The sequence below is a fragment of the Pseudomonas sp. PDM22 genome (assembly GCF_014851965.1).
Classification (GTDB): domain Bacteria; phylum Pseudomonadota; class Gammaproteobacteria; order Pseudomonadales; family Pseudomonadaceae; genus Pseudomonas.
On the sequence record NZ_JACVAR010000013.1, the window covers coordinates 29,569 to 51,122 of the forward strand.

15 protein-coding genes are annotated in these 21,554 nt (G+C 66.6%); 6 read left to right on the forward strand and 9 right to left on the reverse strand.

Features of this window, described 5'->3' with window-relative positions; all coding sequences use genetic code 11:
* The first annotated feature begins 48 nt into the window (after nucleotides 1–48).
* From IB255_RS30100 to IB255_RS30110, 3 genes are all read left to right on the forward strand, one after another.
* On the forward strand, nucleotides 49–5,544 hold the full coding sequence (locus IB255_RS30100; protein ID WP_081518420.1) for an AAA family ATPase: 5,496 nt from the start codon (nucleotides 49–51) through the stop codon (nucleotides 5,542–5,544).
* A 69-nt stretch (nucleotides 5,545–5,613) separates the two neighbouring features.
* Nucleotides 5,614–6,036: a MerR family transcriptional regulator gene (locus IB255_RS30105; protein ID WP_081518419.1), complete on the forward strand. Its 423-nt coding sequence runs from the start codon at nucleotides 5,614–5,616 to the stop codon at nucleotides 6,034–6,036.
* A complete protein-coding gene (locus tag IB255_RS30110; protein WP_081518418.1) occupies nucleotides 6,036–6,785 on the forward strand; it encodes an SDR family NAD(P)-dependent oxidoreductase in 750 nt (249 codons plus the stop codon). Before IB255_RS30105 ends, IB255_RS30110 begins: the two co-directional genes overlap by 1 nt.
* Before the next feature lie 51 nt (nucleotides 6,786–6,836).
* Here IB255_RS30110 and IB255_RS30115 read toward each other — a convergent pair whose 3' ends face one another.
* Nucleotides 6,837–7,814 (reverse strand): alpha/beta fold hydrolase, encoded by a 978-nt coding sequence (locus tag IB255_RS30115; protein ID WP_081518417.1) that lies wholly within the window; start codon nucleotides 7,812–7,814, stop codon nucleotides 6,837–6,839.
* A gap of 720 nt (nucleotides 7,815–8,534) precedes the next feature.
* Here IB255_RS30115 and IB255_RS30120 point away from each other — a divergent pair.
* The 3 genes from IB255_RS30120 (at nucleotide 8,535) to IB255_RS30130 (ending at nucleotide 12,138) form a co-directional block, all read left to right on the forward strand.
* Complete coding sequence (locus IB255_RS30120) at nucleotides 8,535–9,914, forward strand: APC family permease (RefSeq protein ID WP_081518416.1); 1,380 nt, start codon at nucleotides 8,535–8,537, stop codon at nucleotides 9,912–9,914.
* Nucleotides 9,915–10,012: 98 nt separating this feature from the next.
* Nucleotides 10,013–10,906: a LysR family transcriptional regulator gene (locus IB255_RS30125; RefSeq protein ID WP_081518415.1), complete on the forward strand. Its 894-nt coding sequence runs from the start codon at nucleotides 10,013–10,015 to the stop codon at nucleotides 10,904–10,906.
* Nucleotides 10,907–11,004: 98 nt separating this feature from the next.
* A complete protein-coding gene (locus IB255_RS30130) occupies nucleotides 11,005–12,138 on the forward strand; it encodes a M14 family metallopeptidase (RefSeq protein ID WP_081518414.1) in 1,134 nt (377 codons plus the stop codon).
* Here IB255_RS30130 and IB255_RS30135 read toward each other — a convergent pair.
* From IB255_RS30135 to IB255_RS30170, 8 genes are all read right to left on the reverse strand, one after another.
* On the reverse strand, nucleotides 12,132–14,525 hold the full coding sequence (locus tag IB255_RS30135) for a TonB-dependent siderophore receptor (protein ID WP_081518413.1): 2,394 nt from the start codon (nucleotides 14,523–14,525) through the stop codon (nucleotides 12,132–12,134). The two genes, IB255_RS30130 and IB255_RS30135, sit on opposite strands and share 7 nt — an antisense overlap.
* Before the next feature lie 75 nt (nucleotides 14,526–14,600).
* On the reverse strand, nucleotides 14,601–15,515 hold the full coding sequence (locus IB255_RS30140; RefSeq protein WP_081518412.1) for a FecR family protein: 915 nt from the start codon (nucleotides 15,513–15,515) through the stop codon (nucleotides 14,601–14,603).
* Nucleotides 15,512–16,024 (reverse strand): RNA polymerase sigma factor, encoded by a 513-nt coding sequence (locus tag IB255_RS30145; protein WP_081518411.1) that lies wholly within the window; start codon nucleotides 16,022–16,024, stop codon nucleotides 15,512–15,514. Before IB255_RS30145 ends, IB255_RS30140 begins: the two co-directional genes overlap by 4 nt.
* A gap of 257 nt (nucleotides 16,025–16,281) precedes the next feature.
* Entirely contained in the window at nucleotides 16,282–16,863 is a 582-nt protein-coding gene (locus IB255_RS30150) for a DUF3237 domain-containing protein (protein WP_081518410.1), read from the reverse strand.
* A 58-nt stretch (nucleotides 16,864–16,921) separates the two neighbouring features.
* Nucleotides 16,922–18,793, reverse strand: a complete 1,872-nt coding sequence (locus tag IB255_RS30155; protein ID WP_081518409.1) for a CocE/NonD family hydrolase — start codon at nucleotides 18,791–18,793, stop codon at nucleotides 16,922–16,924.
* Nucleotides 18,794–18,864: 71 nt separating this feature from the next.
* The gene (locus IB255_RS30160) at nucleotides 18,865–19,689 is read right to left on the reverse strand and encodes a TorF family putative porin (protein ID WP_081518408.1); all 825 of its coding nucleotides are present in this window, start codon (nucleotides 19,687–19,689) and stop codon (nucleotides 18,865–18,867) included.
* 242 nt (nucleotides 19,690–19,931) lie between these two features.
* Nucleotides 19,932–20,408, reverse strand: a complete 477-nt coding sequence (locus IB255_RS30165; RefSeq protein ID WP_081518407.1) for a DUF3237 domain-containing protein — start codon at nucleotides 20,406–20,408, stop codon at nucleotides 19,932–19,934.
* Nucleotides 20,401–21,516: an extracellular solute-binding protein gene (locus IB255_RS30170; protein WP_168190515.1), complete on the reverse strand. Its 1,116-nt coding sequence runs from the start codon at nucleotides 21,514–21,516 to the stop codon at nucleotides 20,401–20,403. Before IB255_RS30170 ends, IB255_RS30165 begins: the two co-directional genes overlap by 8 nt.
* Between the last annotated feature and the right edge of the window lie 38 nt (nucleotides 21,517–21,554).

Here is a 21,554-nt window from a genome sequence, read left to right on the forward strand (position 1 = left end):
TGACCGCCACTCGGGGGCAGCAGAATCCCTTCAGAGGTTGCCGAGCCGATGGCCAGCAAACAGAAGATCCTGTGGGACGACGGTGAGCGGGTGTTCTGCCGCGCTCGCCCATCCGGCGACGAAGGCGCCAGCGTGCTGCTGGTGCGCCCGGCCGCCGAACATCCGTTGCCCGCCACGCTGGAACGGCTGGCCCACGAGTACAGCCTGCGCGATGAACTGCACAGCGCCTGGGCACTGCGCCCGCAGGCGCTGCACCGCGAAGGCGGCAAGACCCGCCTGCTGCTCGATGACCCCGGCGGCGAGCCGCTGTCGCGCCTGCTGCGCCAACCGCTGGAAACCGGCACCTGCCTGCGCCTGGCCGTGGACATCGCCGTGGCGCTACGCCACCTGCACCAGCGCGGTTTGGTACACAAGGACCTCAAGCCCAACCACATCCAGGTCAACTGCACTGATGGCCAGGCACGCCTGACCGGCTTCGGCCTGGCCTCGCGGCTGCCGCGCGAGCGCCAGGCGCCCGAACCGCCGGAGACCATCGCCGGCACCCTGGCCTACATGGCGCCGGAACAGACCGGGCGGATGAACCGCTCCATCGACTCGCGCAGCGACCTCTATGCCTTTGGCGTGGTGCTCTACCAGATGCTCACCGGCACGCTGCCGTTCACCGCCAGCGACCCGATGGAATGGGTGCACTGCCACATCGCGCGCAAGCCGCTGCCGCCCGGCGAACGGGTTGCCGGCGTGCCACCGATGCTCTCGCAGATCGTCCTCAAGCTGCTCGCCAAGACCGCCGAGGAGCGTTACCAGAGCGCCGCCGGCGTCGAGCACGACCTGCGTCGCTGCCTGGACGACTGGCAGCGGAGCGGGCGCATCGAAGCCTTCAGCCTGGACGAGCAGGGCACGCCAGATCGCCTGCTGGTGCCCGAGAAGCTCTATGGCCGCGAGCGTGAGGTGGAGGTGCTGGTCGAGGCCTTCGCGCGCATCGTCGCCAGCAGCACGCCGGAGCTGGTGCTGGTGTCGGGCTATTCCGGGATCGGCAAGTCCTCGGTGGTCAACGAGCTGCACAAGGTGCTGGTGCCGCCGCGCGGGTTGTTCGCTTCCGGCAAGTTCGACCAGTACAAGCGCGACATTCCCTACTCGACGCTGGTGCAGGCCTTCCAAGGGCTGGTGCGCACGCTGCTGGGCAAGAGCGGCGACGTGCTGGAGGGCTGGCGCAGCGCGCTGCTGGAAGCGCTGGAGCCCAATGCCCGGCTGATTACTGACCTGATTCCCGAGCTGCGGCTGATCATCGGCGACCCGCCGCCGGTGCCCGAGCTGGAGCCGCAACAGGCGCAGCGCCGCTTCCTGCTGGTGTTCCGCCGCTTCATCGGCGTGTTCGCCCGCGCCGATCACCCGTTGGCGCTGTTCCTCGACGACCTGCAATGGCTGGATGCAGCGACCCTCGACCTGCTGGAAGACCTGCTCACCCATTCGGAACTGCGCCACCTGATGCTGGTGGGCGCCTACCGCGACAATGAGGTGGATGCCAGCCATCCACTGACGCGCAAGCTGCAGGCCATCCGCCAGGCCGGTGTGCGCATCGACGAGATACGCCTGGCGCCGCTGGCTCGCGCGCATATCGAGCAACTGATCGCCGAGGCCCTGCGCTGCCCGCCGCCGAGCATCGTCGCGCTGGCCCGGCTGGTGCAGGACAAGACCGCCGGCAACCCGTTCTTCGTCATCCAGTTCCTCCAGGCACTGGCCGAGGAAGAGCTGCTGACCTACGACCACGAGGCGCGGCGCTGGCGCTGGGAACCGGAGCGCATCCACGCCAAGGGCTTCACCGACAACGTCGTAGACCTGATGGTCGGCAAGCTCGCGCGGCTGCCGCTGGAGACCCGCCAGGCCCTGCAGCAGCTCGCCTGTCTGGGCAACGTGGCGCAGATCGATACCCTGGCGACCGTCCTCGACCTGCCGCCGGCGAAGGTCCACGCGATACTCTGGTCGGCGGTGCGCCAGGAACTGGTGGAGCGCCTGGAAGGCGCCTGCGCGTTCGCTCACGACCGCATCCACGAGGCAGCGTACTCGCTGATCGCCGAAACGGCCCGTGCCGAGGCGCACCTGCGCATCGGTCGACTGCTGGCCGAGCAGACGCCGGCGGAGCGGCGCGAAGAAGCGATCTTCGAGATCGTCGGCCAGCTCAACCGCGGCGCCCGGCTGATCGAAGCCCGCGCCGAGCGCGAACAGCTGGCCGAGTACAACCTGCTGGCCGGGCAGCGCGCCAAGGCTTCCAGCGCCTACAGCTCGGCGCTGGCCTATCTGCGCGCCGGCATCGAACTGCTCGACGGTGATTGCTGGCAGCGCCGCCACGACCTGTGCTTCGCCCTGGAGCTCAACCGCGCCGAGTGCGAATTCCTCACCGGCCAGCTGGTGCAGGCCGACGAGCGCCTCACCGCGCTGACGCCACGCGCAGCCACCACGGTGGAGCAGGCGGCGGTGGCCTGCCTGCAGATGGACGTGTGCCTGTTGCAGGACCGCAGCGACAGGGCGGTCGCCGTGTGCCTGGCCTACCTGGAGGCGGTCGGCATCCACTGGTCGGCGCACCCGGACGACGAGCAGGTGCGCGAGGAATACCAGCAGATCTGGACGCAGCTGGGCGAGCGCAGCATCGAACAGCTGATCGACCTGCCGCTGATGGAGGACGCCGCCTCCCTGGCGACCCTCGATGCCCTCGGCAAACTGTTCGCCCCGGCGCTGCAGAGCGACGCCAACCTGGCCAGCCTGACCATCTGCAAGGCCGTCAGCCTGAGCCTGGAACGGGGCAACTGCGACGCCTCCTGCATGCTCTATGCGAATGTCGGGCGCGTCGCCGGCCGCCGCTTTGGTGACTACGAAGCCGGCTACCGCTTCGGCCGCCTGGGCTGCGACCTGGTTGACCGGCGCGGGCTGAATCGCCATGAAGCGCGCACCTACCTGTGCTTCTCGATGTTCGTGGCGCGCTGGATGCGCCCGGTGCGCGAGTGCCGGGAGCTGCTGCGCCGGGCGTTCGTCGCGGCCAATCGCGTCGGCGACCTGGCCTACGCCGCCTACGCCGGCAACGGCCATATCGCTGATGTGCTGTTCCTCGGCGAGCCGCTGGCGCAGGTGCATGAGGAGGCCGGGCAGGGCCTGGCCTATGCGCAGAAGGTGCGCTTCGGCCTGGTGGTGGATTTCATCAGCACGCAGCTGGCGCTGATCCGTACACTGCGCGGGCAGACCCCGACCTTCGGCAGTTTCGACGATGAGCTGTTCGACGAGGCGCGTTTCGAAGCGCACCTGGACAGCACGCCGGGCCTGGCTCTGGCAGCGGCCAAGTACTGGATACGCAAGCTGCAGGCGCGCTGCATGGCGGGCGATCACGCGGCGGCCATGCACTGCGTGGCGCGGGCGAAGGCGCTGTTGTGGGTGGTGGAGACCTTTACCGAGGAGTCCGAGTACCACTTCCACGCGGCGCTGACGCTGGCTGCCACTTTCGATTCCGTGGCTGTCGATGAGCAACCTGAGCGCCTGCGAGAACTGGCCGTGCATCACGCGCAGTTGCAGGAGTGGGCCCGGCAGTGCGGCGAATCCTTCGCCTGTCGGGTGGCGCTGGTGGGCGCGGAAATCGCACGGGTCGAAGGGCGGCTGGTCGATGCCGAGCTGCTTTACGAAGAGGCCATCCGCCAGGCGCAGGACAACGGCTTCGTGCAGATCGAGGCGCTGGCTAACGAGCTGGCGGGGCGCTTCTACGGTGCACGCGGCCTGGCCAAGATCGCTCGCGTCTACCTGCAGGACGCGCGTTACGGCTACCTGCGCTGGGGCGCCGATGGCAAGGTGCGGCAACTGGAGGGGCGCCATCGCTACCTGCGCAACGAGGAGCCCGCGCCCGGCCCGACCGCGACCATCGCCACCCCGGTGGAACACCTGGATCTGGCCACGGTGCTCAAGGTTTCCCAGGCCGCCTCGGGGGAGATCGTCCTCGAGAAGCTGATCGGCATGGTGATGCGCACGGCCATCGAGCAGGCCGGCGCCGAGCGCGGTGTGCTGGTCCTCGCCGAAGCGGGCGAGCCGCGCATAGCGGCGCTGGCGACTGTCGGTGACGGCGCGATGCTGTTGTGCAACGAACCGATCAGCGCCGCCGCGCTGGCGGAAACGGTGCTCTACCAGGTGCTGCGCACCGGCGAGAGCCTGTGCCTGGAAGACGCCACGGTCGATCCGGGATTCACCACCGATCCCTATGTCAGCCAGCACGGCGCGCGTTCGATCCTCTGCATGCCGCTGATGAACCAGGCCAAGCTCACCGGTGCGCTGTACCTGGAGAACAACCTCTCGGCCGGCGTGTTCAGCCCGGCGCGGATCGCCGTGCTGCGACTGCTGGCCTCGCAGGCGGCGATCTCGCTGGAGAACGCGCGCCTGTATCGCGATGCCGCCGAGCGCGAGGCGAAGATTCGCCGGCTGGTGGACGCCAACATCATCGGCATCATCGTCTGGAGCGCCGGAGGCGAGATAGCCGAAGCCAACGACGCCTTCCTGCGCATGGTCGGCTACGAGCGTGACGACCTGCTTTCCGGCCGCGTGCGCTGGCACGACATGACCCCGCCCGAATCCCTGGCACTGAGCCAGGCGCACCTTGCCACGGCCATTCGGACCGGGCATGCGCAGCCCTTCGAGAAGGAGTACATCCGCAAGGACGGCAGCCGCGTGCCGGTGATCGTCGGCCTGGCGGCCTTCGAGGCCAGCCTGCAGGAGGGCGTGGCCTTCGTGCTCGACCTCACCGAGCGCAAGCAGGCCGAGGAGCGCGTGCGCGAGGGCGAACGGCGCTATCGCGAGGTGCAGACGGAACTGGCCCACGCCAACCGTGTGGCGACCATGGGCCAACTGGCGGCGTCCATCGCCCACGAGGTGAACCAGCCGATTGCCGCCACGGTGACCAATGCCAATGCCGCCTTGCGCTGGCTGGGTGCGCAGCCGCCGGAGCTGGGCGAGGTCAGCCAGGTGCTGGGGCGCATCATCAAGGACGCCAACCGCGCCGCCGAGGTGCTGGGGCGCATCCGCCAGCTGATCCGCAAGACCCCGCCGCAGAAGCAGCCGGTGGACGTCAGTGCGGCGCTGCGCGAGATGGTCGAGTTCACCCGTGGCGAGGCGGCCAAGTGCGGCGCCGTGGTGCGCGTCAGACTCGCTGACGGCCTGCCGGAAGTGGAGGGCGACCGGGTCGAGTTGCAGCAGGTGATGCTCAACCTGATCGTCAATGCCCTGGAAGCCATGGGCAGTGTGCCCGCCGGCGAGCGCCACCTGCTGGTCAGCTCCGAGTACGACGAGGGTGGCGTGCGGGTGAGAGTCTGCGACAACGGACCGGGGTTCGCCGAGAACAACGCGGACCTGATCTTCGCGCCGTTCTACACCACCAAGGCCACCGGCATGGGCATGGGCCTGTCGATCTGCCGCTCGATCATCGACAGCCATGGCGGTCGTCTCTGGGCCAGCGCCAACCAGCCTCGCGGCGCGGTGGTGCAGTTCACCTTGCCGGCGCATCCCGCAACGGACGCCTGAAAAAGCGAAAGGGGGCTTGACCTTGACACTAGCGTCAAGCCCCCAGAGTGCTCCCCATCGGAGGTCGACATGCAAATCGGAGAGCTGGCCTTGCGCGCCGGCGTCAGTACACGCGCGCTTCGCCACTACGAGTCGAAGCAGCTGATCGAGTCGTCGCGGCTGGACAATGGCTATCGCGACTACGCCGCGTCCATGGTGCAACGCGTGCTCTGGGTTCGCGAGCTGCTCGAGTGCGGCTTCAGCACCCGGCAGATCCATGGCTTGCTGCAGTACCTGGAGGAGGAAGAGGACAGCGAAGGCTTCCTCGCCTGCCTGCAGCAGCACCTGGAAAAGCTGGTGGCCCTGGATGCACTCCAGGCTCAGCTGGCCGAGCGCCGCGAACGTCTGGCAGAGAAGATCGAACGCTATCTGCCGCTGCAGGACGGCCTGCTGCGCGCTCCCGATCTGCGACCTCCTGAACGAGCCGATTCACAAGCCACGTTGGAGAGATGATGGGAAAGCTAAGCAACAAGGTCGCCCTGGTCACGGGCGGCAACAGCGGTATCGGCCTGGCCACCGCGCAACGGTTCGCCCTGGAAGGCGCCAAGGTGGTCATCACCGGGCGCCGTCGGCAAGTGGTGGAGGAGGCGGTCGGGCTCATCGGTGAAAACGCCGTGGGCATCTGCGCCGACGCCAGCCGGCTGGAGGACCTGGACGCCCTGTACCGGCAGATCGGCGAACGCTTCGGCCGCCTCGATGTGCTGGTCGCCAATGCCGGCGTCATCCGTCCGGCACCGGGCGATCAGGTCGATGAGCAGCAGTTCGACGAGCAGTTCGATATCAACGTCAAGGGCGTCTTCTACACCATCCAGAAAGCGCTGCCGCTGCTGCGTGACGGAGGCTCCATCGTGCTGGTGTCGTCCATCGCCCACCTGAAGGCGCTGGAGGCCCACGTGGTCTACGCGGCGACCAAGGCGGCGGTGCGCTCCTTTGCCCGCAGCTGGGCGGCGGAACTCAAGGGCCGCAACATCCGCGTCAACTGCCTGAGCCCCGGCCCGGTGCTGACCCCGATCATCGGCAAGATGGGTATCGGTGAGGCGCAGTTCGGTGAGTTCGAAAAGCAACTGGCGGGGTTGATTCCGCTGGGTCGGCTCGGTCGCCCGGAAGAGCTGGCAAACGCTGCGCTGTTCCTCGCTTCGGACGACAGCAGCTTCATCACCGGCGTCGACCTGTGCGTCGATGGCGGGCTGTCGCAGCTCTGAATGGAAAAAGCCCCGGGGCTCTGTGCCCCGGGGCTTTTCCTTGCAGCGGTGTCAGCCCTTGATGAAGGCCAGCAGGTCTGCGTTGATGGTGTCGGCGTGGGTGGTGCACATGCCGTGGGGCAGGCCGGGATAGGTCTTCAGGGTGCCGTGGCGCAGCAGCTTGATCGAAAGGCGCGCGGAGTCGTCGATGGGGACGATCTGGTCGTCTTCACCATGCAGCACCAGGGTCGGCACGGCGATCTGCTTGAGGTCCTCGGTGAAGTCGGTTTCCGAGAAGGCCTTGATGCAGTCGTAATGGGCCTTGGCGCCGCCATTCATGCCCTGGCGCCACCAGTTGTCGATCACCGCTTCGGAGACCTTGGCGCCCGGCCGGTTGAAACCGTAGAAGGGGCCCGCCGCGACGTCGCGGTAGAAGTTCGAACGGCTGGCGGCGAGTGCCTCGCGGAAGCCGTCGAAGACTTTCAGCGGCAGGCCGCCGGGGTTCTTCGCGGTTTGCAGCATGAGCGGCGGCACCGCGCCGATCAGCACCGCCTTGGCGACACGGCCGGCACCATGGCGCGCGACGTAGCGGGCAACCTCGCCACCGCCGGTGGAGTGGCCGATGTGCACGGCGTTCTTCAGGTCCAGGTGCGCCGCCAGTTCCGCCAGGTCAGCGGCGTAGGTGTCCATGTCATTGCCTTCGGCCGTCTGCGTGGAGCGACCGTGGCCGCGGCGGTCATGGGCAATCACGCGGTAGCCCCTGGCGAGGAAGAACAACATCTGGTTGTCCCAGTCATCCCCCGAGAGCGGCCAGCCGTGGTGGAACACGATGGGCTGCCCGCTGCCCCAGTCCTTGTAGAACAGCTCGGTGCCGTCGCGCAGGGTGAGGTAGCCCGAGCCTTGTTCCTTGCGGCGCGCGCCCGTTGCGGCCGGGGCCTGGGCAGCGCTCGCCTGGCCCGCCAGCAGGGGGACGGCCACTGCCAGGGTGGCGGCGGCTACACCGGCGCTCATCAGGGCGCGGCGGGTGGTTCCTTGGGTCTCGTCGGTCATGGTGAAAGCTCTCGTCAGGGGACCGCTCGCGCGGCGAATGGGGACCGGTCCGATCCGGGTTCGAAGCGACTTTTCCGATCGCCAGGAAGGCCGGATTGCCGGTAGGCAAACCCTATTCGCTGGCCGGTGGCCCTCACCATCGTCCATCGGTATCGCGCCACCATACTTAGGGTTCGCGGGACTGCACCGGAGTGTGTCGGAGCCGATCCGAGCGCCTGTTTCGAGAGGTGGCGATAGGGGTTGAGGCAATCTCGCGCGACAGCCGACCGGGTCGTCGGGTGCGTTCCGCACGGCCATTTTTTTCATTGGGCTCGAAGATATTTTTACTAATTTTCCTCGGCGACGAGCTCAAGCACCATGCGCCCCCATTCGAACAACAACGTCCTTCGAGGCGGCCAGCAGGAGTGCCCAGGTGCAAGCGTTCAACGAGTGGCGGCAGTGTTTTGCAGCGCAGACTTTCATCGACGACGCAGTGAACGGCGACTCCGGTTCTGCCGCGCGGGAGGGCCTGCGTTCGGCGCAACGCCTCCCGGTTTGCCCGGCCCCGCAAACCTGCCGGGTCGCCCCGAACGACCTCCGCTGAATTCCTCCCGCAGCGGCTGCCCGAAGCTTCGCTCCGGCTGAATCGCCGGGCGCCCGTCCGCTGCCCAGGAAGCCTCGGCCGGCATCACGCCGTTCCAGTCCAACGAGCGCCCGTCGCTCGCCGTCCATGAGTCAGCCATGAAAAAAACAACAAGCACGTCCGCTACTTCCTTGCCTGCCCATCAACCTCACGAGCCGTCTGCACGGTCCTTCCGCAAATCGCTGGGCATCCCGGCGCTGGTGCTCTTCGGCCTGGCCTACATGGTGCCGCTGGCGGTGTTCACCACCTATGGCCTGGTCACCCGCATGAGCCAGGGCCACCTGCCGACGGCCTATCTCTTCACGCTCGCCGCGATGCTGCTGACGGCCTACAGCTACGGGCGCATGGTGCAGGCGCACCCTTATTCGGGTTCGGTCTACAGCTACACGCGCAAGACCTTCGGCGCGGCATTCGGCTTTCTCGCTGGGTGGACGCTGCTGCTGGACTACATCTTCCTGCCGCTCTTGAGCTATCTGCTGATCGGCATCTACATGACCGACTATTTCCCCTCGGTGCCGCTGTCGGTATGGATTCTCGGGTCCATCGTCCTGGTGACCCTGCTCAACCTCGTCGGCATCGAATCCATCACCCGCGTCAACTGGGTGCTGATCGTCGCGCAGATGGTCTTCGTGGTGGTCTTCATCGCGTTGTCGCTGAGCCACCTGGAGGCTCAGGCAGAGCCCGTGCCGCTGGTCCAGCCCTTCTATGACGAGCACTTCAGCCTGCCGCTGGTGATGTCCGGCGCGGCCGTGTTGTGCCTGTCGTTCCTCGGCTTCGACGCCGTGTCGACCATGGCCGAGGAGACCCCCGAACCGCGCCGGCAGATTCCCGCGGCGATCATGCTGGTGACCCTGATCGGCGGCGTGCTGTTCATCGTCATGGCTTACTTCGGCCAGCTGGTATTCCCCGAGTGGCAGGCGCTCACCGATGCCGACTCGGCTTCGCTGGACGTGCTGCGCCGCATCGGCGGCGAATGGCTGGTGACCTTCTTCACCGCTACCTATGTGGCCGGCTGCTTTGCCTCGGCGATGGTGTCCCAGGCCAGCGTTTCCCGCGTGCTGTTCGCCATGGGCCGGGACGGTGCGCTGCCCCGCGTGTTCGGCAAGCTGGTGACGAAGAAGCGCGTGCCGGCCACGGCGATCCTGCTGATCAGCCTGCTGTCGCTGATCGCCCTGTTCGTCACCCTGGATACGGTCGCCAACATGATCAGCTTCGGCGCGCTGTTCGCCTTCTCCGCGGTGAACCTGGCCGTGATCAAGCACTATCTGGTCGACGAGCGCCTCACCGGCAAGGGCAACTACCTGCGCTACGGCGCGCTGCCGGCGGTGGGCTTCCTCAGCACCATCTGGCTCTGGTCGAGCCTGTCGGGCATGTCCTTCATGATCGGCTTCGCCTGGATGTGCCTGGGCCTCGTCTGCCTGGCCAGCGCCACGCGGATGTTCCAGCAGCCGCTGCCGGACCTGAACATGGCGGAGTGACCGCTGGCCTGCGCGAAGCCGGGTTTGCCCGGCTTCTTTCAAGCCAGCCCGATACTGGTTAAGGTGGCGCGACTTCGAGGAACCGTCCGGATCTCGCCATGAAACTGCATCAATTGCGCGCCCTGCGCACCATCGCCGAGAGCGGCAGCATCCAGGAAGCCTCGCGGCTGCTCGACGTCACCCAGCCGTCGCTGTCCAAGGCGGTGAAAGAGCTGGAAGGTGAGCTGGGCGTGCCGCTGCTGGTCCGCTCCAATCGTGGGGTGACGGTCACGCCTTATGGCGAGCGGCTGGTGAGCATGGCCCGGCTGGTCACCGAAGAAGTGCGCCGCGCGCGGGACGAGATCGATACCCTGAAGGGCGAGATGGCCGGCCGCGTGGCCATCGGCGTGTCGCCGGTGACGCCCAATCGCGCCTTCGCCAACTGCTTCCGGCGCTACCGCGAGCTGTACCCCAACGTGCAGCTGCAGATATTCGAGCTGCGTTCGGTGCAGCTGTTCGAAGGGCTGAAGGAAGGCCGGCTGGACCTGGTGCTGACCACCCAGCCGGAGGCGGAAGCTGGCGACGGGCAGGTCTGGCGCGAGTTGGCACCGCAGCCCTCGGCACTGGCCGTGCGCAAGGGGCATCCGCTGGCGGGGGCGCAATCGCTGCACGAGCTGCTGGACCTCGAATGGCTGCTTTCCGACCCGCTGGAAGTGGCCCTGGCCGGGCAGTTCTTCCGTGAGCGCGAGGTAGCGCCACCCAAGCGCATCACCGAATGCTCCTCGTCGCTGCTCTACCTGGAGCTGGCGGCCAGCACCGATGCGGTGAGCTTCTGGTCGCAGCGCATGCTCGGCCTGCCGATGGTGGCCCAGGTGCTGGAGCCCTTGCAGATCGCCGAGGCCACGCCAGTGGCGAGCATCTCTCTGGTTACCCGGCCGCAGGAGCTGATGACCCGCGAAGCCCTGTTGCTGGCCGAGGAAATGGTCGCCGCTTTCCGTGCGGAGCAGGCATAACCAGCCTCAATGCTCATGTGCAGAGATCATTACTCCGCGCTTTCGCGCTGATGCATCCTGCCGGCCGCCATCTGCCCCAGGAAACGGCCGGAGTCCCCATGAATGCATCGTCGTATTTCTCCCAGAGCTACGCCCAGGCGCGCAGCAAGTTCCTCGACGCCTGCGCGGCCGCCGGCCTGCTGGTGGAGTCCCACGTCCACCCGCTCACCGGGCGCGACGGCGAGACACTGGCGGTGGACGTCGCCCGTGAAGGACCGCTGGATGCCAAGCGCCTGCTGATCATCAGCAGCGGTTGCCACGGCGTCGAAGGCTTCTGCGGCTCGGGCGTGCAGAGCGCCCTGCTCGCTGACCCGGCATGGCGCGAGCACGCGCGCCGCAACGACTGCGCGGTGCTCTACCTGCATGCCGCCAACCCCTACGGGTTTTCCTGGTGGCGCCGCTGGACCCAGGAGAACGTCGACCTCAACCGCAACTTCCGTGACTTCACCCAGGCCGCGCCGCAGAACCCCGGCTACGCGCAGCTGGACCCGGTGCTCGCGCCCCGTCGCTGGCCCAGCCCGCTGGGGCGCCTGCGTCTGCTCGGCTACGCGCTGCGCCATGGTCGCTGGGAGTTGCAGAAGGCCATCTCGTCGGGCCAGGCCAGCCATCCCGATGGGCTGTTCTTCTCCGGCTCGCAGCCGACCTGGAGCAACCGCACCGTGCGTGAAGTGCTGCGCCAGCATGGCCGGCAATGCCGCGAAATGGCCTGGATCGATGTGCACACCGGCCTCGGCCCGAGCGGCTACGGCGAGTACATCTACTCGGGCGACCCGCGCCCGGAAGCGCTGGTCCGCGCTCGCGCTTGGTGGGGCGATGAAGTACGCTCGACGGAGGAGGGCAACAGCGTCTCGGTGAAGCTCAGCGGCAAGCTGGTGCATGCGGCGTTCGAGGAATGCCCGCAGGCGCTGCTGATTTCCATGAGCCTGGAGTTCGGCACCGTGCCCGGCCCGCAGGTCCTCGAAGCGCTGCGCGCGGACCAGTGGCTGCACCGCACGCCCGATGCGCCGGCGGCCAAGGTGCGGCGGATCAAGCAGCAGCTGCGCGATGCCTTCTATATCGACACGGACCAATGGAAGAGCGCGGTGCTGAGGCGCGCTCGGGACACGGCCTGGCGCGCGGTGGAAGGGTTGCGCAGTGAAATTCCGGCGGAGTTGCGTTCCCACCCTGCAGGTGGGAACGCCAGCGCTCAATAGGTGCCGCGCAGGGTCAGCATCAGGTTGCGCGGCTCGCCGTAGAAGTTCGAACCCCAGGCACTGTCTACTCGCTCGTAGTACTTGCGGTCGAAGAGGTTGTTGGCGGTGAGCGTAGAGCTCAGGTGCTCGTTGAACCGGTAACCGAGCTGGGCGGTGGAGACCGCATAGCCGGGCTGCACGAAGTCGGTGTCGTTGCGGGTGTAGAGCGTCTCGCTGACCACGCGGGTGCCGCCGGCCACATGGAAGCCCTTCAGCGTGCCGTCGAGGAATTCGTACTTCGACCACAGGTTGAAGTTGTGCTTCGGCGTGATGGTGCTGAAGGTGTCGCCGGAGCTCAGGCCGTTGTTCGGATCGTCGTCCAGCAGGCGGGTCATGGTGAAGGCATAGCCGGTGACGATGCTCCAGTTGTCGGTCAGGTTGCCGGTCAGCTCGGCTTCCCAGCCCTGGCTGCGCACCTTGCCCTGCGCCTCGTAGGCGTTCACCGGGCTGCCGGACCACTGGGCGCGGTTCTCGTCGTAGATGCGGAACAGGGCGACCGAGGCATTCAGGCGGCCGTCCATCAGCTCCTGTTTCAGGCCGACTTCGTACTGCTTGCCCTTGTGCGGCGCGATCATCTTCTCGCCGCTGGCGTCCGTCTCGCTCTGTGGCTTGAACACGCTGGTGTAGCTGGCGTAGGCGGCCAGGGTCGGGGTGAGCTTGTAGATCAGCGCGCCGTAGGGAATGACCTTGGCGTTGGTCTGGGTCGAGGGCGAACCGAAGTTGTTGAAGAAGGTGTTGGCGTTCTTCGCATCGGCGTCGTACCAGGTCACGCGGGAGCCGAGGATCACGTCCAGCTCGTCGGTCACGCTGAGCTTGGTGCGGCCGTAGAGGCCGTATTGGCGGCTCTTGGTGTAGTTGAAGTTGGTGTGCGGCATGTCCAGGCGCGGTAGGTCGTTGGCGCCGTCGATGCCGATCGGTACCTCGTCGGCATAGCCATCGTTGTCCAGGTCCACCGAGCCATAGGTGAAGGCCTTGTCCAGGTGCTGGTACTCGCCGCCGAGGGTGAGTTCGTGGGTGCGGCCGGCCAGGCTGAAGGGCTTGGTGACGAAGCTGTCCAGGCCCAGCGTCTTGATCCGCTCGTAGTACGAATAACGTGCCGCGTCGGCGGTCTGGGTATCGGGATTGACCACCCAGGTGGTCCAGCTGAATTCGCGCTGGGGCAGGCGTGCGTCGCGATAGGTCAGTGAGGTCTTCCACTGGCCACCGTTGTCAAGGGTGTGGTCGAGCTCGGAGAAGGCCTCCCAGGTCTCTTCCTTCATGCGGTTCCACTTCGCATCGACGTAGGTGGAGCGCGGCACGTCGAGCAGGGTGCCGTCGGCATAGGCCGGCAGGCCGAAGGCCGGAGTGGAATTGTTCTTCTGGTAGGCACCGCCCAGCGACAGGGTGGTGCTTGGGTCCAGGTCCATTTCCAGGCGCCCGTAGAACATCGGGCGTTCGTTCTGCACGTAGTCGACGAAGGACTTGTTGTGCTCATAGGCCATGACCGAGCGACCACGGATCGTGCCTTCGTCGTTCAGCGGACCGGTGACGTCGACCATGCTGCGGTAGCGGTCCCAGGAGCCGGCGGCCATTTCCCCGCTCAGGCCGAACGTTCCCAGCGCGCGCTTGCGCACCAGGTTGATGGTGCCGGCCGGCTCGCCGGACCCGGCGTACAGGCCACCCGGACCACGCAGCACTTCGACGCGGTCGTACATGGCCAGGTCGAAGCTGGTTGCCATGTCGCCCTGGCCGGTGATCTGCGACACCCCGTCGACCTGCACCTGATCGACCAGGAAGCCGCGCATGTACACGTCGTTGAGGCTGGAGCCGGTGTTGTAGGTCTTCACCGTGGCGCCGGTGACCTGACGCATCGCGTCCTGCAGGTTGTTCATGTTCTGGTCATCCATGCGCTGGCGCGTGATGACGGTGACCGACTGCGGGGTTTCCAGCAGCGACTGCTCGCCCTTGCCGATGGTGATGGCCCGGGTGGCATAGGAGTGCGAGCCTTCGGTGGTTGAGCCCAGGCTGCGACCGCTGACGGTAGTGGAGGAGAGGTCCAGTACGTCGGAGGAACCGCGGCGGACGATCAGCCATGCACCGCCCTGCTGACGGACGCCCAGGCCTGAGCCAGCGAGCAATTCGTCCAGTGCGCTGCTGAATTCGTAGTCGCCCTTGATGGCGGGGGCGGTGCGCTCCGCCACCAACTGGTCATCCATCGCCAGGGTCACGCCGGCGAGGTTCGCCAGTTGCTTGAGCGACGTCGCCAGGGACTGCCGGGGAAGGTCCAGCGCTACCGGCGCGGCGAACGCATTGAGGGAGATTGCCAGGGCGCTGGAGACCGCCAGGGACTTGAGGGAAATGGGCTTCATGGAAAAGCTCGTCAGGGACTGGGATAACCAATGACGGAGCTGCGCGAAGAAACCCCTACCTGGTGCGGATGAAAATCAGCGAGGAAGTAGCAGCGTGGCGCCGCCGCTTTGCTCGATGCGGATATCGGCCAGCTCGGGCAGCAAGGCGAGGAAGCTCTCCACATCGGCCAACTGGACCACCGCAGTGATCGATTGCGTGGCCGGCTGCAGTGCCTTCACCGGTGTTTCCCGGTAGCGCGACAGCGTGATGGCGATCTCGCCCAGGCTGGCTCGCTCGAACTGCAGATTGCCTTTGGCGAAGCTGAAGGCACTGATGGCCGAACGCTGCAGGGGATGCAGTTTTCCCCCAGCATCGAGCTCACCCACCTGGTCACGCTCGAGCACCATGCGCTGGCCGGCACTGGAGAACTCGACCCGTCCCTCGGCGACGCTGACGCGCACCTGCGGCTCCAGCCGCTCGACGACGAATCGCGTGCCGAGTACGCGTACCTGGGCGGCGCCGGCATCGACTACGAAGGGGCGCGAGGGGGCATGCTGCACGCTGAATATCGCGCGGCCTCGCAGCAGGAAAACCTGGCGGGTCGATTCGCTGAACAGGACATGTAGCCGGGTGTCGGCGTCGAGGAAGACGTCGCTGCCATCCTCCAGCGTGATGTGGCGTTGCTCGCCGATGCCGGTCATCAGCATCTGTTCACCCTGGCGGCTGCGCATCGACACCAGCCAACCGGCGGCGACGGCCAGCAGCAGGCCGCCCATTGCACCGTTGCGCACGAAGCGCCGGCGGCTCAGGTTCTCCATGGCGCCGGCCAGCGCCTGGGTTTGCGGGGTGCTCGAGAAGTTGCCCCAGAGCTCGCTGAAGGCCTGGTACTCACGGGCGTTCTGCGGGTCGGCGGCAAGCCAGCGGGTGAAGGCCTGGCGCTCGGGATGGTCGCCGGGCAGGTCCAGCAGACGGGTGAACCAGCGCGCAGCCTGGTGTCGGCTGCTGGTCATGAGGCCAGTTGCTCGCGGGCATCGCGCAGATTCAGCAAGGCACGAACGAGGTGGCGCTCCACCATGGAAATATTGATGCCCAGCATGCGGGCGACTTCCACCTGGCGGTGACCTTCGATCCGCACCAGCCAGAAGACTTCCCGGCAGCGCGACGGCAGGCACTCGAGAATGCGCTGGATGGCTACCAGACGCTGCTGCAGATCGGCCAGGTGTTCGGCGGAAGGCGCGAACTCGGCATCCTCACGGGTATCCATCCAGGGCTCGAGGTCCCCCTCCGGCAGGGGGTAGAAGCGCGAGGCGTCACGGTAGTGATCGATCAGGACGGAATGTGCGACTCGCCGCAGGTAGGCATTGGGCTGGTCGATGGCGGTGCGTTGGCTGGCAAGGACGAAACGGATGAAGGCGTCGTGCAGCACGTCATAGGCGAGCTGCATGCATTGGGTCTTGCGGCTCAGGCCCAGCAGGAGGTCGGTATAGGCCCAGCGCAGATTGATTCCGTTCCATTCCATGCTGCAGGCCTCATCAACCGTGGCTTCCAGTGTCTGGCGGCGGAGTCTACTGATTCATCCTGAGGCTGTAAATGCAATTGATTAGCATTTGATGTGATCGCGGCAGGCGGTCTGTGTCTCGCACCCGGTTACTTCTGGCAGGCGCAGGGCTGAGTTGGCTGCGTCCGCAGTGACAGCGACCCCGCCCCTGGCGCAGGTCGGGATGGAAAATCGGGCGCAAGCCAAAGGAGCTGGGGAACGCTTGCGCCCTGGCGGCATCAGGCGCCGCCGACCTTGTAAACGCTGATCAGCACTTCATGTTCGCTGACGCCGTCGATGGTGCCGACGAACACGTAGTCGTTGAGCCAGGCGTGGGCGCCGGGCTGGGTCCTGAACCTGGGCGAGGTGCGGCAGTAGAAGTCGCTTTCCTTCATATCGCGCAACTCCAGGCCCTTGGCCTTTTTCGCCAGTCCCGATTCGTTGAGGCGCCAGATGCCGCCGTTGTCGATGATGATGATCTGGCCGTCGTCGGTCTTCAGGCGGTACAGCGCGTTGATCAGCGTTACGCCGTCCTCGCGGGTCACCGACATGTCGGCGCCGCCGGGCACCACGCTGCCCTGCATACCCTGGCCGTTGAAGGTGCCGCCGATGATCGGGTAGTTGATGCGCTGGCCGTCCGGACCCTTGCCCATGTCCTCGCGCGGGCCGAGCTGGACGTCGATCTGCATGACCAGTTCGTGGGTCAGTCGATTGGGGATCTTTTCCTTGAGCTCGGCGGCCTGGGCGAGGGGCAGGGCGACGGTCAGCACCGCCAGGAAGAGGGCTTTCTGCAGACGTGAAGCGGCGTGTCGAATGGTCATCGATTCGAATCCTTTACGTGAGTGGTGCCGCCCCCGCCGGGCAGGGGCGGCGTGTCAATCAGAAGGGCGGGAAGGACGACAGCGGGTCATGTCGGCAGGGCTGCTTGAGCAGCGTGCCGCACTGGGGCAGGTCTTCCGGGATCTTCACGCCGCTCAGCTCGCCCAGGACCAGGCGCGAGGGATGCTGGGCGTCGTGGTAGACGCTGTTGCGGCTGGCCAGCGAGTAGTAGACGAAGCCGTAGCCGCCGGTGTTGGACGGGGCGTCGATCCAGATGCGCAGCTTCGAGCCCTTGCGGAACGGGTGGGAGAACGGTGGGATCTCCACCCGGCCCAGCGCCGGCACGTTGGGCAGCATCGGCTGGATGCCGTCCGGGTCGTTGAGTTGCTGCGGGCGCAGTTCGCTGGACTTGCTCTCGTCCAGCTGGCGGTTGGACATGCGCAGCCAGCCGCGCTGGACGAAGACTTCCTGCTCGTCCGGGCGGACCTCGGTGATGGTCACCTGCAGGTCGGTATCCGGGGCGAGGAAGGTGGACAGCCAGATGTCCGCGCTGGCGCTGCCATAGCTGAGGAAATCGCGCTCGAACTCGTCGCTGGTATAGGCAACGCTGCCTTGCTTCCACAGCGGGTGCTGCCAGCCCCAGGCGTGGTCCTTGAGGTAGGTGTTCACCTCCGGGCCGGGGATCGGGTAGATATACGCATCCGGCGCACCGGTTCCTTTGCCACCCTCGATCAGCTTGCCGTCTTCGCTCAGGGCGAAGCTCACCGGTTTCACCGGCAGCGGGTAGTGGTCACGGGCGATGCTCCAACCCGGACGCGCGGTCTCGTTGGGCTGGTGGCGGCCCTCGCGGTTGTCGGCGACGGTTTCCTGCCAGATCTCCAGGTGTTTGCTCTGTTCGAAGCCGTTCTGCTCGCCCTTCACGAAGTGGTCGAGGAAGGGGTAGAGCTTCTCCTGGCGGAAGCGCTCGGACTCATACAGGTTGTGCCCGCCGCTGGTCTGCAGCATCCACAGCTGCTTCGGGTCCAGGCGTTCCTGGTAGAAGCCTTCGCGCGCCAGTACGGCCTCGTCCTGCCAGGCCTGCATGGACAGCACCGGGACCTGCACCAGCTGCGCACGGTCGCGCGGTGCGCGCTGCTTCATCCACTCGTCATGCTGGGGGTGGCGGATCAGGTTGTACATCAGCGAGGACTTGACCACCTTGGCCTTGTTTTCCTCGACCTGCGCCAGGCAGCGCTGGTCACCTTCGCTCTGCGCGCTGGCCTTTACCGCGTCCCAGCGCATGTCGACGAACCAGTGCCACGACGTGGTGAAGCCCTGGTTGGGGACGCCGCCGAGGGACCAGCTGTCGGTGTAGGCGTCACCCAGGATCATGCCGGGGGCGATGGCCTTGAGGCCCTGTGGGCGCTCCGAGGCGGTCATCAGTTGCGACATGCCCGCCCAGGACCAGCCGAACATGCCGACGCTGCCGTTGGACCAGTTCTGCTGCGCGGCGAATTCCACGGCGCTGCGGCCGTCGGTGCCGTATTCCGGGCCGAGGAAATCGAAGCTGCCCTGGGAGCATCCGGTGCCGCGGGCCTGTACGCCCATCACGGCGTAGCCGCGCTCGACCAGGTCCTTGTCCATGGCGACCGAGAAGGTCTCGTTGTCGGCCAGGTAGGCCGAGCCGCCGATGCTGCCGGAGTCGTAGCCGCTGTAGCGGACCAGCACCGGGAACTTGCCGTCGCCCTTGGGCAGCAGCACGGAGTAGCGCAGTTCGGTGCCGTCGGCGGTCTTGATGTAGCCGGTCAGGCGTTTGCCCCAGAAGGGCTGGAAACTGCGGTCCGACGGTGGCGGGCCGTCGCCCATGGGCGGCTGGGTGCTGCAGCCGGCCACCAGCAGGGCCAGGCTCAGGACGCCCAGGCTCAGGGGGCGTACGAGGGCTTTCTTGTACATGTCTAACCTCGGATCGTGGTTCGCGTCGGGGCGTGCCGTGGCACGCCGGGTTCAGTCGGGTTCAGTCGGGTTCAGAAGCGCTTGCTGGCGGAGAAGACTACGGTGGCCTGGCAGTCGCCGCCCTTGCCGAAGTTGTTCTTGCACTCGGCTTCGGAGAGATCGGTGTCGATGTAGGCGGCCTTCCACTCCAGGCCGTAGGCGCGTTTGATCAGTGCCACGCCCCAGTCGCTGTAGCCACTGCGGTAGTCGCCGCTGCCCGAGCGCCAGGCCTGTTCGTCCGACGTCCAGGTGTGGCCATAGCGTACGTTGAGCTTGGTCTGCCAGGGCAGGTAGAAGTCGTACTCGGCCCAGCCGATGGTGCGCTCCTTCGGCCGCGTGGTGATGGCTGCGGTCCTGGGCAGCACGCCCCAGTCGATCAGCTGGTCCACCTGCTTCGCAGCGGCGGCGCGGGCGGGTGGGTTCTGCAGGTCGTCGGCGTATTTGATGCCGATGGTGGCGTTGCGGTAACCCAGGGTGCCGATCCACTCGCTGAAGTTGATCCAGCTGTCGCCGGGGTATTCGTAATTCACCCAGGTCAGCGAGAAACGCGTGTTCTCAGTGATCGGCCGGGCGATGCCGACGTAGTAGTCCCACTCGCGGTTGCTCTGGGTGCCCATCTCGACGTTGGTGGTGAAGACGCCGGCATACAGGCCGCTGATCTTGTGCACCAGGGTCGCGGAGGTCAGCAGGACGGGGCCTTCGTCCTGATCCAGGGACAGGCCGCCGACGCGGTAGTCGCTGGCCAGGCCGACGTTGACGTCGAGGAAGGTTTCCGGGGTCAGGTCGATCGCCTGGGCCTGCAGGGCCAGGGCCAGCAAGGCGATGCCGGACAGGCCCGATACGACGGGGTGGTTCATGGCTGGTTCTGCTCCGTTGTTGTGATTGAAATGGCAGAAGTAAGCGGTGCTCTGCTTTGTTGTTCTTGTGGGGAGCACCCGCGCGGTGGCGCTTTCTCCGGGCCGCACGAAGCCGCTGGCGCGAACGATACGGTTCGGCCCGGGAGCGTCGTGGTTGGGGAGGGGGTGACTCGGCGTCGCTTTTTTACGGGGTCACGCTCGGGTTTTCGGTTCTCCTGTTCGGGTGCCTTGTGTGGAATGGGTCAGTGGATACGGAAACACTCGATCTGTACGCGGTTGGCCGCCGGGTAGCTGACCTGCCCGACAAACAGGTGGCGACTCATCCAGGCGTAGCGCGCATCCTTGCTGTGAAAGCGCGGCGCGCAATGACAGCGGTAGTGCTGCGGGTCGATCGGCCAGTGTTGCGCGGCCAGTTGCACGCCGGCTTCGCTCAGCACCAGCAGGCCGGTGTTGTGCACCTCGATGAGCGTGCCGTCGTTGCACAGCAGGCTGTAGCGGGCGTCCAGTTCGCCGCAGCCGTCGTGGCGCTCCAGGTAGTAATCGGCGCCGCCGGGCGGGATGCATCCGGCGAAGCCTTTGCCATCCGGATTGCTGCCGGTGAAGCGGCCGCCCAGTATCGGATAGTCGATGCGCCGGCCCTGCGCGGTCGCACCGCGCAGCAGCTCGTCGCCGATCTCCACGTCCAGATGCAGCGTCGGGTGCAGTCCTGGTTCAGACACTGGAGCGAATCCGGTTCCAGATCCGCGTCAGCTGGCGCAGCGCCTGCTTGTGCGGCGGCTCGGCCTGGAACAGCAGGTGGCGCTGGTCATCGGGCACGAACAGGTCGTGGTCACCGAGCAGCTTCGGGTCCACCAGCGGCAGGCTCGCCGGAGTCGGGTTGGGATAGCCGATCTGGTTGGTGACCCGGGCGATCACCTCCGGGCGCAGCAGGAAGTCGATGAAGGCGTGGGCCTGGGCAACGTTCTTCGCCCCCTTGGGGATCACCATGTCGTCGGACCACATCAGCGTGCCCTGGCGCGGCAGGGCCAGGCGGATGTCGTTGCCGTTGTCCGCCGCGTGGGCCATGTTGCGCGCCGCGAGCATGCCGCCGGACCAGCCCAGGGCCACGCAGATGTCGCCGTTGGCGAGGTCCTGCGGGTACTTGGCGGAGTTGAAGTAGCGCACGTAGGGGCGGATCGACTGCAGCACCTTCTCGGCCCTGGCGTAGTCCTCGGGGTTGCTGCTGTTCGGGTCCAGGCCCAGGTAGTGCAGGACGATGGGGATGACCTCGTTGGCGCTGTCGAGGAAGGCCACGCCGCACTTGGACAGCCTGGCGATGTTCTCCGGCTTGAACAGCAGGTCGTAGTCGCGCATGTCACTGTCGCTGCCCAGGGCGGCGTCCACCTTCGCCTTGTTGAAGCCGATCAGCGTGGTGCCCCAGAGGTAGGGCACCGAATAGCGGCTGCCCGGGTCCAGGGGTTCGCGCTGGCGCATGAAGCTGGCGTCGAGGCCGGAAAAGTGCGGCAGGCTCTGGCGCTTGAGCGGCTCCAGGGCGCCGGCGGTGATCAGCTGCGGCACCTGGCTGCTGCTGGGGAAGGCCAGGTCGTAGCCGGCGGTGCCGGTGAGCAGGCGCGCCTCGAGGGTCTGCGGGCTGTCGAAGACGTCGTAGATGATCTCCACGCCGGTCTCGTCCCTGAACTGCTGCAGCACGTCCTTGGGCAGGTATTCGATCCAGTTGTAGATGCGTAGCTGGCCGCCCAGTTTTTCGGCTGTCTCCTGGGCATGGGTCCCGGCGGCGAGGCTGCCGAGCAGCAGGGCGGCGGCGCAGTTCTTCAGCAGGCGGTGCATGGTGGTCTTCCGTGTGAGCTGGGTTGGGCGCATGGCGT